Consider the following 12,955-nt stretch of genomic DNA (forward strand, 5'->3'; position numbering starts at 1 on the left):
CGCGCGTGCGGCGTCAGGCGGGCGGCGCTGCGGCGGCGGGTGCGTGGGCCAGCGTGATGATCCAGCTGTCGCGCGACAGGTCGGTGAGGCGGTAGCGCACCTTGCGGTCGGGGATCCAGCCGGTGGTGAGGGGGCTGTCGAGCCGCACGTGGTCGGCGGCGACGCGCGCCCCGCGGCCGTCGGCGTCGCGCACGGCCTGCACGCGGGTCCAGTGGGCGAGCAGCTTCGGGAGGTCGTCCTCCTCGAAGAGGTGCGAGTGGCGCTTCATGACGAAGAGCTCGCCGTCGTCGGGGTGGGCGTCGCGCAGGTCGAGCCCCAGCGGGATGCCCGGGTCGGCGACGGCGACGACGGTCGCGGCCCGGAAGTTCGCGTTGCGGATCTTCAGCGGCACCTCGCGACCGCCGACCTCGGCGATCAGCTGGGTGTGGAATCCGAACGTGCCCGGGGCTTCCCGCTCCACCCGCACGTCTTTCGGCTCGACGCCGAGGTGCGCCGCGACGAGCTCCTTGGCCAGCTGGCGCTTGCGATCGTGCTCGACGATCTTCGGGTCCCACCCGAGCCGGGCCGTGATGCCCGCCGGAGTGTCGAGAAGCACCGATTGCATGATCCACCTCATCTCCGCGGACTGCCCGCGCCTCCATCCTGTCCCGGCAGCGCGTGGCGAGGAAGACCGCCACGCGGATGCCCCGTCAACCCCCTGCCGGTGCCACGGCGCGATGCCAGGATGGGGCCATGGCACGGCGCGCGACGGTGATCGGCAGCGGACCGAACGGGCTCTCCGCCGCGGTCGCGCTCGCACGCGCCGGGTATGAGGTCCGGGTGCTCGAAGCCGCCTCGACCGTGGGCGGCGGCATCCGCACCGCCGCGCTGACCCTCCCGGGATTCCGCCACGACGTCGGCTCCGCGGTGCACCCGGCGGCGCTCACCTCGCCCTTCTTCCGCGCGTTCGGCATCCATGACCGCGTCGGCTGGATCCACCCCCTGGCGTCCTACGCGCAGCCGCTGGACGGCGGACGCGCCGCGATCGCGTGGCGCGATCTCGAGCGCACCGCCGAGGCGCTCGGCCCCGACGCCGGCGCGTGGCGGGCGGTGCTCCGCCCCCTGAGCCGTCATCTCGGCGAGGTGGTGGACTTCACCGGATCCCAGCTGCTGCGGTGGCCGCGGCATCCGGTCACCACCCTCCGTTTCGGGCTGCGCGCTCTGCAGCTCGGCACGCGGGTGGGCCGCGACACGTTCCGGACGGACGAGGCGAACGCGCTCCTGACAGGCGTGCTCGCCCACGCGAACACCCCGCTGCCGTCGCTGGGCGCCGCCGCGTCGGGGCTGCTCCTCGCCGCCCACGCGCACGCCGCCGACGGCTGGGCGTTCCCGCGGGGCGGCGCGCAGGCCATCGCCGACGCGCTCGTGACCGACCTGCGCGACCACGGCGGCAGCGTCGAGACCGACGTGCACGTGTCGAGCCTCGACGGCTTCGACTGGGGAGACCCGGATGCCGGAGACCTGCTGCTGCTCGACACCACACCGCGGCTGCTGCTCACCCACCCCGAGCTGCCCGCGCGCTACGCGCACGCCATCCGGCGCTACCGGTACGGCCCGGCCGCAGCCAAGGTGGACTTCGCGCTGGACCGCCCCGTCCCCTGGGCCCACCCCGAGGTGGCGCTCGCCCCGACCGTGCACCTCGGCGGGACGCGGGAGGAGATCGAGGCCAGCGAGAACGCCGTCGCCCGCGGGCGGCTGACGGAGCGCCCCTACGTGCTGGTGGTCCAGCCGACCGTGCTCGACGGCACGCGCGCACCGGAGGGCAAGCACACCCTGTGGACCTACATCCACGTGCCGGCGGGATCGACCACGGATCCCACCGAGCTCATCGTGCGGCAGATCGAGCGCTTCGCGCCCGGCTTCCGGCACCACATCCTGGCGAGCAGATCGATGACGGCCGCTGAGCGCGCCGCGTTCAATCCGTCCGACATCGGCGGCGACATCCTCGGCGGGGCGTTCACGTTCGCGCAGGCGATCCGGCGGCCGGTCGTGTCGACGACGCCGTGGCGCACGCCGCTGCGGGGTGTCTACCTCGCCTCGGCCGCCACGCCTCCCGGCCCCGGCGTCACCGGGATGCCGGGCTGGTACGCCGCCCGGCAGGCGCTGCGCGACGGCGCGCGCGGGCGCCGCGGCGAGCGCCCCGGCCTCGGAGACCTCTTCCCGGGCAGGTGAGGATCGTGCTCCGGCAGAACTCCACGGATCCGGCGGTCTCCGCCGCCTCCGGGCGGGTGCCGGCACCTGGTGCGACGGGTTCCGTGGAGTTGTGCAGCCGCTGCCGGCTCAAGCGACGAGGGCGGCGCCCGTGAACGGGTTCGCCGCGGTCGACTTCGAGTTCGCGCGGCAGGTGCTGCAGCGGGGCATCGCGGCGCTCTTCGTCGTCGCGTTCCTCTCGACGCTCAACCAGTTCCGGCCGCTCCTCGGCGAGCGCGGGCTGCTGCCGGCGCCCGAGCTGCTGGCGTGGACGAGGTCGTCGAAGCGGGCGGCCCGGCTGCTGCGCCCCACCCTGTTCCGGTTCGTGCGCTACACCGACCGGCGGCTGGTGGCGCTCTGCACCGCGGGCATCGTCATCGCGGCGGCGCTTGTCGCGGGGATCCCCCAGCTCGGGCCGCCGTGGGTGCCGATGCTGTGCTTCCTGGCGCTGTGGGGCGGCTACATGTCGATCACCAGCATCGGGCAGACGTTCTACGGCTTCGGGTGGGAGATGCTCATCCTCGAGGCCGGGTTCCTCGCCGCGTTCCTGGGCTCGGACGAGCAGCCGCCGCCCACCGTCGTCATCGTGCTGTTCTGGTGGCTCGTCTTCCGGCTCGAGTTCGGCGCCGGCATGATCAAGATCCGCGGTGGCCAGGAGTGGCGCGACCTCACCGCGCTCATGTACCACCACGAGACGCAGCCGATGCCGGGTCCGCTCAGCCGCCAGGCGCATCTCCTCCCGCGGTGGTTCCACCGGGGCGAGGTGCTCGGCAACCACTTCGCGCAGCTCGTCGTGCCGTGGTTCCTCTTCGCCCCCGTCCTGGGGCTCTTCCTCCCCGGCCCGGTGCCGGCGATCGTCGGCGCGGTCGCGGCGGGCATCGTGGTCGCGACCCAGCTATGGCTCATCGTCACCGGCAACTTCGCCTGGCTCAACTGGATCACCGTCGTACTCGCCTTCTCGGCCATCGGCGTGCCGGGCATCGGCGCAGAGCCGCGGGTGGCGGCATCCGATCCGCCCTGGATCGTCGACGGGATGCCGCTGGCCTGGCTGGTCGTCACGTGCGCGGTCGGCGTGCTCTACCTCGTGCTCAGCTGGCGCCCGCTGCAGAACCTCTTCGCGAGCCGGCAGCTCATGAACGCGTCCTTCAACAGGTGGCAGCTGGCCAATGCGTACGGCGCGTTCGGCACCGTGACGAAGGAACGCATCGAGATCGTCGTGGAGGGCACCACGGACGAGGATCCGGATGCCGCGACCTGGCGTGAGTACTCCTTCAAGGGCAAACCCGGCGATGTGTCGAGGATTCCCCGGCAGTTCGCGCCGTACCACCTGCGCCTGGACTGGCTGATGTGGTTCCTGCCGCTGGGGCGCTCGCTCGAGGACTGGTTCACCGTCTTCGTCGTGCGCCTGCTGGCGGCTGACGCGCCGACGCTCCGCCTGCTCGCGCACGACCCGTTCGCGGGTGAGCAGCCCCGCTGGGTGCGTGCCGTGTCGTACCGGTACCGCTTCACCACGCGCGCCGAGTTCCGCACGACCGGCGCGCGATGGGTGCGCGACCGGAGGCGCCCGGTCCTCGGCCCCGTCGCGCTGCGCGCCTGAACGTCATTCGACAACTTCATGCAGATATGACGACGCGGTGGCGGCCGCCCGGTGGGTAGCGTGCAGACGGGCCCGTGAGGAATCCCCAGACCAGCACGGACCCGTGCAAGGGGCACGCCGACCATCCCCTTCCCAGGTCAGCGTGGGAGGGTCTGCCGGACGAGGCGGCAGACCCGACCCGATCGCCCCGTGCGCGAGGTCAGGGCGCCGGCGCTCCCGCGGTCTCGGTCGGGTCACCACGCCGCTCTCGCGCGCGGCGGGCGGTGAGGTCGACGATCGAGACCAGGAACGCGAGGGCGAGGAAGACCCCGACCGACAGCATCCCGAACGCGTACGCGTCGTGGTAGACGACGAGGCTGTCGTGCGAGCCGGACTCACGATAGATGGTGGCGTAGAACAGCGAGAGAGCCACAGCGGTGCCGACGGCGGCTCCGATGCGCTGGCCGAGCTGCCCCACCGATCCAGCGAGGCCGCCCTGCTTCACCGGCACGTCGGCGAGCGTCAGCGTCTGGTTGGGAGCGATGACGAGTCCGCCGCCCGCGCCGCCGATCGTCATCACCGCCGCCGCCAGATACGGCGTCCACGCGGGGTCGCTGTACAGCGCCACCAAGACGAGTCCGCCCACGCACGCGAGCATCGCGACGAGTCCCCAGACCACCACGATGCGGCCGTGGGTGCTGACGAGGTTGCCGCCGATCCACGAGGTCACGGCGCTCGCGAGCGCGAACCCGATCGACACCATGCCGGCGTACACCGGTTCGAGCCCGAGGCCGATCTGCAGGAAGAGCGTCGTCATGAGGAACATCGCGGGCGCGGCCGTGAAATAGGCCGTCTGCAGCATGGTGCCGTTGCGGTACGACGAGACCCGGAAGAGGCCGAGCGGGATCAGCGGACTCCGGCCGCGCGCGGCGTACCGCCGCTCCCACGCGATGAAGGCCGAGACGAAGAGGGCGAAGGCCACCAGCAGCCACCACCGCGCCGGGTTGTCGGTGGGCGCTCCCGTCGTGAAGAGGAACGGCCACATGAGCGAGATCACGCTCAGGCCGAACAGCAGCACGCCGATCGGGTCGAGCTGCACCGGACGCGGCGACCGGGTGCGCGTGTCGGGCAGCAGCCACAGCGCCAGGCCGATGGCGGCCAGGCACAGGGGGACGTTCATCCAGAAGATCAGGCGCCAGCCGTCGGTGGGCCCGCCGAGGGCGATGAGCAGACCGCCGAGCGTGGGCCCGAACGCCGTCGCGATGCCGATCGTCGCACCGAACAGACCGAACGCGCGGCCGCGCTCGCGTCCCTGGAAGAGCTCTTGCGCCATGCCCAGGACCTGGGGCATCTGGATGCCGGCGGCCACGCCCTGCAGCAGCCGGCCGACCAGCAGCACGGCGGCGGTGGGCGCGAGGGCGCACACGATGCTGGTGACGGTGTACAGCGACAGGCCGACCACGAACAGGGTCCGGCGTGAGCGCTGGTCGCCGAGGCGACCCATCGGCACCAGCACGAGCCCGAACGTGAGGACGAAGCCCGACACGATGAGCTGCAGCTCGGTGGAGCCGGCATCCAGCACCTCGCCGATCGAGGGCAGCGCGACGTTCACCTTCGTCATGTCGAGGATCGTGATCGCCGCGACCGACACGCACACCCAGAACGCCCGCCACCGCGCGGCGGATGAGAGCGGGATGACCGCGGTGGTGGCCGGAACGCCGCGGGCCGTGCTCGAGGTCTTCGTCGGTCTCGGCTCAGGCTCAGGCATCCGTTCCAGGCTACTCCCGCCCCGACGCGCAGGCGCGGCGGGGCAGGCGGAGCATGTCCCACTTTCGTCCGTTCCGGCTGGAGCATGTCCCACTTTCGGCCCTTCCGGGGCGCGGGAAGGGACGAAACCGGGACATGCCGGCGAGGAAGCGGGACATGATGGAGAGGTGAAGCTCCTCGTCGCCGCCCTCGAGTCCGAACTGGTCGCGTTCCCCGAAGACCTTCCCGGGTTCGACCGGCTCGTGACCGGTCCGGGCAAGCTTCAGGCGACGTATGCGCTCACCCGAGCTCTCGACGCCACCGCGTACGACGAGATCGTGGTGGTCGGCACGGCCGGGGCGATCGACGCGCGCCTCGACGCCGACGTCTACGAGATCGCCGGGGCGATCCAGCACGACGTCACCGACATCGACGGCATCGTGGGCCACCACGTCTCGCTGCCTCCACGAGTCGAGCTCGGGGTCGACGGCGTCGTGATCGCGACCGGCGACCATTTCGTGGACGACGCCGAAGCAGTCGCGGTCATCCGGCCGCTGGGCGCCGGTCTCGTCGACATGGAGACCTACGCGTACATCTGGGTCGCGCAGCGCTTCGGCGTGCCGATCCGCGTGCTGAAGGCGGTGTCGGACCGCGCCCAGGACGGCGCGATCACCGACTGGCATGCGGCCGTCACCGCCTGCAGCCGGCAGCTGCGCGACCGCATCCGCGCCGACTACGGGGTCTGAGTCAGTCCCGGTCCCGGGCGAACAGGCTGCGCAGCACCACGAAGACGATGACCGCCACGATGGCGACGATCACGAGCTTCCCGATGAACCACAGCAGTGAGAACAGCACCTCGACCAGGAACCACGCGATCACGATTGCCGCGATGACGCCGAGGATCGTCCAGAGAGTGCCCTTTTTCACCGTTCCAGCCTAGGCGCCGCCCGCCGGGACGACCGACTCCTGGCGGATCAGGCTCGGCCCCTCAGCCGTCGCCTCGACAGCCAGCTGTGCCGGGAGCTGCTCCTTCATCGCCGCGACATGGCTGATCACGCCGACGGTCCGCCCGCCCTGGCGCAGCTCGTCCAGGGTGCGCATCGCGAGTTCGAGTGTCTCGTCGTCGAGCGAGCCGAAGCCCTCGTCGACGAACAGCGTGTCGAGTCGCACGCCGCCGGCGCGCGCGGTGACGACCTCCGCGAGCCCGAGCGCCAGCGCGAGCGAGGCGAGGAACGTCTCGCCGCCCGAGAGCGACTGCGCCGGACGCGCCTGGCCGGTGAAGGCGTCCATGATCTCCAGGCCCAGACCCGAGGCCGCGCCGCGCGCGGCGCGCGCGTCCGTGTGCTGCAGACGGTAGCGACCCGACGACATGTCGCCCAGGCGCACGTTGGCGGCGGTCACGATCTCTTCGAGCTCGGCCGCCAGCACGAAGGTCTCGAGGTCCATCTTCATCGTGTTGGGCGCGCGGCCGGCCACGGTGTCGGCCAGGCGCGCGATCGCGGCCGCGTCAGCGGCACGTGCCGCGAGGCCGGCGTAGGCGTCGTCGATCTGCACGGCGAGTTCGCGCAGCGTCACGGTGAGGGTCTGCGCATCGCGCTCGGCCCGGAGCGCCGCCGTGCGCGCCTCGTCGGCGGCGGTCAGCGCCGCCTGGGAGCCCGCCGTGTCGGCGGGCTCGTCGGGCGCGCCCGCGAGTTCGAGCTCGAGCTCGAGCAGGCGTGCCCGCGTGGCGGCGAGCTGCGACTCGTGGGCGGCGATGTCGTCGGCCAGTCGCTCCGTCGAGGGCGGATCGAGCAGTGCCGCCGACGCTTCTTCCGCATCGGCGAAGACGGATGCCGCGAGCCGTTCCCGCGCGTCGTCGCGCGCCTCCGCGACCCGGGCCTCGGCCCGTTGTGCATCCTCGCGGGCCTCGGCGACCGCGCGGGCGCCTTCGCGCAGCGCGGTGACGTGGACGACGCGTTCTGCGACGTCGGCATGATCCCCTCGGGCCTCGTCGACGACCGCGCGCGTGGCGGCGACGGTCGCGGTGAGCGACGCACTTCGGGTGCGTGCGGCGGTGAGCGCCTCGTCGAGCGCGTCGCGCGAGGCGGCGGCTTCAGCGTCGAGCGCGAGCAGCTCGGTGTGCTGACGGGTGAGGGCATCGCGCTGGGCGACAGCGCGGTCGGCGGCCGTCAGGTCTACGGCTGCGGCCGCGAGCAGGTCTCGCAGGGCCTCCGCGCTCTGGCCGCCGGCACGGGCGGCCGCGGCGCCGTGGCGCTCTCGTGCCGCGCGCGCCGACTCCGACGCGATCCGCTCCCGCGCGGCCGCGGCATCGCGGGCGGTTTCGGCAGCCGCCAGGACATCGTCGGTCACCGGCTCGTCACCGGGCTCGGCGGGCGACGGATGACTCGTGGCGCCGCAGACCGCGCAGGGTTCGCCATCGACGAGGGTGGCCGCGAGCTCGCCGGCATAGCCGTCGAGCCGGCGCTGCAGCAGCTCGGCGACGCGTGCCGCCGCTGCCGCCGCGACGGTCGCGGCGTCGCGGTGCGCGACCTCGGCGTCGCGCTGCGCACGGGCGAGCTTCTCCGCCTCCTCGGCGGCCGCCAGACGGCCGGTCAGTTCGGCGTGATGCGCTCGGGCGGGATCACGGCGCGCCGCGGCCTCGCGCTCGGCATCGAGTTCGGCCGCGAGACGTGCGAGTTCGGCGGGCACCGCCGCACGCTGCGCGTCGAGGGCCTCGAGGTCGCGGGCGAGCTGGTCGGCGCGGGCCTCAGCCGCGCGCAGCTGCGTCTGCGCCTCGGCCAGTGCGCTCTCCTGCGCAGCGGCCGCGGTCGCCACCGCGAGCTCGCCGGTGAGGCGCTCCACCAGAACAGCCGGGTCTTCGTCCGCCAGGGCCTCGGGCCGCACCCGGTCCCACGCGGCGTCCGCCGCGGCCGCACGCTCGGCCGCCGCCACGGCCGCGCGCTCCGCCCGGCGCAATGCCTCGATCGGCGCGCGCAGGCCCTCGGCCGCGCGCGCCTGAGCGAGACGCACCCGATCATGCACGATCGCCGCGCCCGCTTCTTCGAGCGCGACCAGCCGCGCCCGGGCCCGGCCGAGCTCGCCCTGGGCCTTCGCCAGCGCCACGCGCTCCGCGTGCGCCGCCTCGGCCGCGGCGCGCACCGTGTCGGCATCGGCCCGTTCGCGGGCCAGGGTGTCGAGCCGGTACGCCGCGCGCTGTTCGGCGAGGTCGACCGCCGCGCGGCGCGCCGTCAGCTCGACCACCGGAGCGTCGTCAGCGGCGGGCTCGGGGATCAGATCGTGCGCGCCGACGAGGCGCTCCGCCTGGTCGAGGAGCGTCCGTGCGCGCTCGCCCAGCGCCTCGAGCTCGCGCTGCCCGGCCTTGCTGCGCTCGCCGAGCTCGCGCACGTACTCCTCGTAGCGCCGCGTGCCGAACAGCGCGCGCAGCAGTGACTGCCGTTCGCCCCCCGACGCGAGCAGGAAGCGCGAGAACCTGTTCTGCGCGAGCAGGATCACCTGCTGGAACTGCTGGGCGTTCAGGCCGAGCACCTCGTCGAGGAGCAGCCCCACGTCACGGGGCTTGCCGGCGCGCCCGACCCACGACCCGTCGACGAGCTCCTCGAGCTCGGCGCGCGTCGGTTCGCTGGTGAGCCCACCGCCGCGACGAGCCGGCCGCTGATACTCCGGGGCACGCGTGACCCGCCAGCGACGGTCGCCCACGGTGAACTCCAGCCGCACCTCGGTGGGGTCTTCGGGCGCGCAGTGGTCGCTCCGCAGTCGCTTGTCGCCGCCCTCATAGCGGGGCACGCTGCCGTAGAGGGCGAAGCAGACGCCGTCGAGGATGCTCGACTTGCCCGCACCGGTGCGGCCCGTGATGAGGAAGATGCCGTCGCGCTCGAAGGCTTCGAAGTCGACGAGCTGTCGCTCCCGGAAAGGCCCGAAGCCGGTCAGCTCGAGCTGGTGCAGCCTCACGCGTTCGCCTCCACGCGCGAGCGCTCGTCGATCAGCTCTCCGATGAGTTCCGCCTCGCGGGCCGAGGCGCCCTCGCCCTCGCGGACGTGCGAGAGGAACGCGTCGACGAGCTCGGCGTCGTTGCGGGCGGCGCGCACGCGCTGGACGTAGGTGCGGCGATCGTCCCGAGGCGCCGCCTCGGGCGCGTGACGGACCTCGGCGCAGTGGGGGAAGCGCGCCAGCAGCCGTCGCATGGGATCGCGCTGCGGAAGCGGATCGGTGTACTCCGCGCGGATCCAGTCGCCGACGTGGTCTGCGAAACGGTCGGCCGACACCAGCTCGTCGAGCGTCGCCCGGAGCGTGGTGAGGGTGCGCGGCACCGGAAGGGGCAGCCATTCCACCTCACCCAGCCCCTCGGCACCGAGGTCGATCAGCCACGAACCGCGCGGCTTGTGCCCCTCGTCGAAGCTGTAGTGCAGCGGCGCGCCGGCGTAGCGCACCCGGTGGGACAGCTGCTGGCGGCCGTGGATGTGGCCGAGCGCCATGTAGTCCACACCGTCGAACGTCGTCAGCGGCACGATGTCGAGGCCGCCCTGCTGGATGTCGCGCTCGAGGTGCGGGGTGGGCTCGACGCCGGCGGCGAAGCAGTGCGCGACGGCGATCGAGCGTCCGCCCCGGCGGCCCGCGTCGGCGCGGACGAGGTCCATCGCGTGCGCCAGCACATCGGTCTGGGAGCGGACGCCCGGCCAGGCGCTGCGCAGCAGCACCGGCTCGAGGTACGGGATGCCGTACACGTGCACTGGGCCGTGCTCGTCGGCCACCGTGATGGGTGTGCCCACCGTCGCGGGGTCGGTGACGACGTGCACGCCGTCGCGCAGCAGCCCCGACTGGAATCCGAGCCGGGCGGCGGAGTCGTGGTTGCCGCTCGTGACGATCACGGTCGCCCCGGCGTCGGCCAGTCCCCGCAGCGCGTCGGACAGCAGTGTGTACGCACCGGCGGCCGGCGTGGCGGAGTCGAAGACATCGCCCGCGACGAGGACGACGTCGACCTCGCACTCGCGCACCTGCGCCACGAGGGCATCGAGCACACCGCGCAGCGCATCGAGCGTGGCGTGGCCGTGGAACGACCGCCCGATGTGCCAGTCCGAGGTGTGCAGGATCCGCATGCACACACCGTACGTTCGCCTCCCGACATCCCTCGCGAGGCAGGCCGCGCAGCGGCAGACCGCCTGCCGCAGGCGCGTCGTCGCGCGCAGCGCGTAGCCTCATGCCATGTCCTTGCCCGAGGTCTGCGTCGTCCTGCTGCTGCGACGCGGGCCGCACGGCATGGAGGTCCTGCTCGGCGAGACGCACGCCGATGACGGCCGGTGCGCGGTCGTCGGGATCGGCGCAGCGCTCGAGGCCGGAGAGCCTGCGGATCAGGCGGCGGTGCGCGGCGTGCGCGATCAGATCGGAGTGGAGGTCGAGGCATCCGATCTCCATCCGGCCGGTGTCGTCGACCGCCACTTCCCGACGCAGCGTGCGCGGGCGGAGCGATCCACGGTGTTCGTCTGCCGACGGTGGCAGGGCGAACCGGTCGCGCGCGCCGTGCTCGCGCCGCGCTGGTTCCCCCTCGACGCCGTCCCGTACGCCCGGATGGGCGACGACTTCCCGCGCTGGCTGCCCGGGGTGCTGCGGGGCGGCACCGTGGACGCGCGCTTCACCTTCGGCGCGGACCTCACCACAGTGGTGCTGAGCGCCGAGTGACCGCGGCCCCGGCCCGCGGCGCCTCGAGGTGCGCCGCCACCCGGCGAGGCGGCGCGCGCCGCGACCGGCGCCCGACGTATCGTGGAACATGGCGCACAACGCAGACACCGCCCCGCGGTCCACGGTCGTGGCGCTCGTGGGAGCCGAGAGCGACGGCCTCCTGACGGGTCTCGCCGACGTCCCGGCCCTCGTCGCCCTGTCACTGCGCGAGGCCGAGCCGGCGGTCGCCGCCCACCTCGTCGCGACGGTGTCGGCCCCCTACGTGGTGCACGACGCCGACCCGCTCGAGCACGTCGCGTCGGCGTGGGTCGAGCTCTACGAGGAGCGCGCCACGCTGGGGTCGCTGGAGGCGGAGGTCGACGCCCTGCTCGGCCTGTTCGCGACGGGCGAGGCGGTCATGCCCGACTACTACGTCGTCGCCGGCCCCGAGGCCATCGAGGGCACCTGGCGGCACTGGTGGCTCGGGGCGCTGGCGCACCACGCGCCGTCGCGGGTGCTGCCGGTGGAGGCGTCCGGCGCCGCGCTGCGCGCACGACTGCGGGCGCTGCCGGCGTCGCGGCCGTGGCCGGATCCGTCATCGTGGCTCCGGCGCGTGCAGTTCGACATCCCCGACCGCGTCGGGCTCCGCGATCAGCCCGGCGCCGCCTGATGGCAGGGGTCGAGCGATTCACGCACGCGGGCGCGACGATCGTCGCCGAGCGTCGCGGCCGCGGGGACCGCGTCTATGTCCTGGTGCACGGCATCGGCATGGGCCGCTCCGTGTTCGCCGACCTCGCCCGCCATCTCGGCGACGGCGAGGTGGTGACGCTCGACCTCCCCGGTTACGGAGAGGCCCCCGAGCCGCCGCGCGTGCTCACCATGGAGCGCACCGCCGACCTCGTGGCGGCGTACCTGCGCGCGCGGGTGCGCACGCCCGCCGTCGTCGTCGGGCACTCGATGGGCGCACAGGTCGCGCTGGAGATCGCGGTTCGGCATCCGTCCGTCGTCGAGCGGATCGTGCTCGTCGGCCCCACCGTCGACCCGGCGGCGCGCACCGCGCCCCGGCAGCTCGGGCGCCTGCTGCGGGACATCGCGGTGGAGAGCCCGGTCGTGATCGCCCGGGGCGCGCGCGAGTACCTGCGCGCCGGGCCGCGATTGCGCGCGAAGTTCCGCGCGATGCTCGTCCACCGCCCCGAGGACGTCCTCGCACGGGTGGACGTTCCCGCGCTCGTCCTGCGCGGGGAGGACGACCTGGTGGCACCGCAGGCGTGGTGCCGACGGGTCGCCGCGAACATCCCCGACGGGCGGCTCGCCGAGGTGGCCGGTCACGGTCACGAGACGATGATCAGGGATGCCGCGCCCGCCGCCGGACTCATCCGCGCGTTCGCCGCGCAGAGCCGCTCCACGGCGCGGTGACTGCCGCGGGGCGGTGGACATCCCTGCGGCCCCCGGCAATGTCGGGGCCCCCGCGTAGGTTGCACAGTGACGGAACCGATGGAGGAAGCCATGTTCGCTGTACATGCCGCCGAACTGCAGTACCACCACGACGTCCGGACGCGAGACCGGGAGCACCGCATCCTCGCTGCGATGCGCGAGCGCACCACTGCGCCGCACGCGGCGACCGCGGCCCCGCGGCATCCCGCGGCCGTCGTGCCCGCCGTCACGGCTGTGCGCCCGCAGCGCGCGGCCTGGCCGCGGCCGATCGGGCTGCGCGCGCCGCAGGAATGCCCCGCCGCCTGCGCGGTCGCCTGA

12 protein-coding genes are annotated in these 12,955 nt (G+C 73.6%); 7 read left to right on the forward strand and 5 right to left on the reverse strand.

Translation table 11 applies throughout. From position 1 onward, the window contains the following. Positions 1-13 precede the first annotated feature (13 nt). Positions 14-604 (reverse strand): hypothetical protein, encoded by a 591-nt coding sequence (locus R8Z57_RS03525; RefSeq protein ID WP_318352359.1) that lies wholly within the window; start codon positions 602-604, stop codon positions 14-16. 128 nt (positions 605-732) lie between these two features. Here R8Z57_RS03525 and R8Z57_RS03530 point away from each other — a divergent pair, with 128 nt between their 5' ends. Together R8Z57_RS03530 and R8Z57_RS03535 are read left to right on the forward strand one after the other, a co-directional pair. Then, positions 733-2,211, forward strand: a complete 1,479-nt coding sequence (locus R8Z57_RS03530; protein WP_318352360.1) for an NAD(P)/FAD-dependent oxidoreductase — start codon at positions 733-735, stop codon at positions 2,209-2,211. A 130-nt stretch (positions 2,212-2,341) separates the two neighbouring features. Continuing rightward, a complete protein-coding gene (locus R8Z57_RS03535) occupies positions 2,342-3,826 on the forward strand; it encodes a lipase maturation factor family protein (RefSeq protein WP_318352361.1) in 1,485 nt (494 codons plus the stop codon). 199 nt (positions 3,827-4,025) lie between these two features. Here the strand turns inward: R8Z57_RS03535 and R8Z57_RS03540 are convergent, their stop codons facing one another. Further along, complete coding sequence (locus tag R8Z57_RS03540) at positions 4,026-5,573, reverse strand: MFS transporter (RefSeq protein WP_318352362.1); 1,548 nt, start codon at positions 5,571-5,573, stop codon at positions 4,026-4,028. 166 nt (positions 5,574-5,739) lie between these two features. On the opposite strand from R8Z57_RS03540, the gene R8Z57_RS03545 reads away from it, so the two are divergent. Beyond that, positions 5,740-6,297: a nucleoside phosphorylase gene (locus R8Z57_RS03545; protein WP_318352363.1), complete on the forward strand. Its 558-nt coding sequence runs from the start codon at positions 5,740-5,742 to the stop codon at positions 6,295-6,297. 1 nt (position 6,298) lies between these two features. On the opposite strand, the gene R8Z57_RS03550 is transcribed toward R8Z57_RS03545, so the two are convergent. Genes R8Z57_RS03550 through R8Z57_RS03560 form a run of 3 tightly spaced genes read right to left on the reverse strand, consistent with a single transcriptional unit; the run spans position 6,299 to position 10,644 of the window. Beyond that, complete coding sequence (locus R8Z57_RS03550; RefSeq protein WP_318352364.1) at positions 6,299-6,478, reverse strand: hypothetical protein; 180 nt, start codon at positions 6,476-6,478, stop codon at positions 6,299-6,301. A 9-nt stretch (positions 6,479-6,487) separates the two neighbouring features. After that, complete coding sequence (locus tag R8Z57_RS03555) at positions 6,488-9,499, reverse strand: AAA family ATPase (RefSeq protein WP_318352365.1); 3,012 nt, start codon at positions 9,497-9,499, stop codon at positions 6,488-6,490. Further along, on the reverse strand, positions 9,496-10,644 hold the full coding sequence (locus R8Z57_RS03560; protein WP_318352366.1) for an exonuclease SbcCD subunit D: 1,149 nt from the start codon (positions 10,642-10,644) through the stop codon (positions 9,496-9,498). Before R8Z57_RS03560 ends, R8Z57_RS03555 begins: the two co-directional genes overlap by 4 nt. 106 nt (positions 10,645-10,750) lie before the next feature. On the opposite strand from R8Z57_RS03560, the gene R8Z57_RS03565 reads away from it, so the two are divergent. The 4 genes from R8Z57_RS03565 to R8Z57_RS03580 all read left to right on the forward strand — a co-directional run bounded on the left by R8Z57_RS03565 (position 10,751) and on the right by R8Z57_RS03580 (position 12,955). Next, on the forward strand, positions 10,751-11,224 hold the full coding sequence (locus R8Z57_RS03565; RefSeq protein ID WP_318352367.1) for an NUDIX domain-containing protein: 474 nt from the start codon (positions 10,751-10,753) through the stop codon (positions 11,222-11,224). Between the two features lie 88 nt (positions 11,225-11,312). Further along, on the forward strand, positions 11,313-11,873 hold the full coding sequence (locus R8Z57_RS03570; RefSeq protein WP_318352368.1) for a hypothetical protein: 561 nt from the start codon (positions 11,313-11,315) through the stop codon (positions 11,871-11,873). Next, positions 11,873-12,619, forward strand: a complete 747-nt coding sequence (locus R8Z57_RS03575) for an alpha/beta hydrolase (protein WP_318352369.1) — start codon at positions 11,873-11,875, stop codon at positions 12,617-12,619. Before R8Z57_RS03570 ends, R8Z57_RS03575 begins: the two co-directional genes overlap by 1 nt. Positions 12,620-12,709: 90 nt before the next feature. Further along, complete coding sequence (locus tag R8Z57_RS03580; protein WP_318352370.1) at positions 12,710-12,955, forward strand: hypothetical protein; 246 nt, start codon at positions 12,710-12,712, stop codon at positions 12,953-12,955.

It is taken from the genome of Microbacterium sp. M3 (genome assembly GCF_033548675.1).
Lineage (GTDB): Bacteria > Actinomycetota > Actinomycetes > Actinomycetales > Microbacteriaceae > Microbacterium > Microbacterium arthrosphaerae.

Excerpts from the sequence above, each read along its gene's own strand:
- R8Z57_RS03575 (WP_318352369.1), top strand. The coding sequence starts at position 11,873 with ATGGCAGGGGTCGAGCGATTCACGCACGCGGGCGCGACGATCGTCGCC.
- R8Z57_RS03560 (WP_318352366.1), bottom strand. The coding sequence starts at position 10,644 with ATGCGGATCCTGCACACCTCGGACTGGCACATCGGGCGGTCGTTCCAC.
- R8Z57_RS03525 (WP_318352359.1), bottom strand. The coding sequence starts at position 604 with ATGCAATCGGTGCTTCTCGACACTCCGGCGGGCATCACGGCCCGGCTC.
- R8Z57_RS03530 (WP_318352360.1), top strand. The coding sequence starts at position 733 with ATGGCACGGCGCGCGACGGTGATCGGCAGCGGACCGAACGGGCTCTCC.
- R8Z57_RS03565 (WP_318352367.1), top strand. The coding sequence starts at position 10,751 with ATGTCCTTGCCCGAGGTCTGCGTCGTCCTGCTGCTGCGACGCGGGCCG.
- R8Z57_RS03540 (WP_318352362.1), bottom strand. The coding sequence starts at position 5,573 with ATGCCTGAGCCTGAGCCGAGACCGACGAAGACCTCGAGCACGGCCCGC.
- R8Z57_RS03570 (WP_318352368.1), top strand. The coding sequence starts at position 11,313 with ATGGCGCACAACGCAGACACCGCCCCGCGGTCCACGGTCGTGGCGCTC.
- R8Z57_RS03580 (WP_318352370.1), top strand. The coding sequence starts at position 12,710 with ATGTTCGCTGTACATGCCGCCGAACTGCAGTACCACCACGACGTCCGG.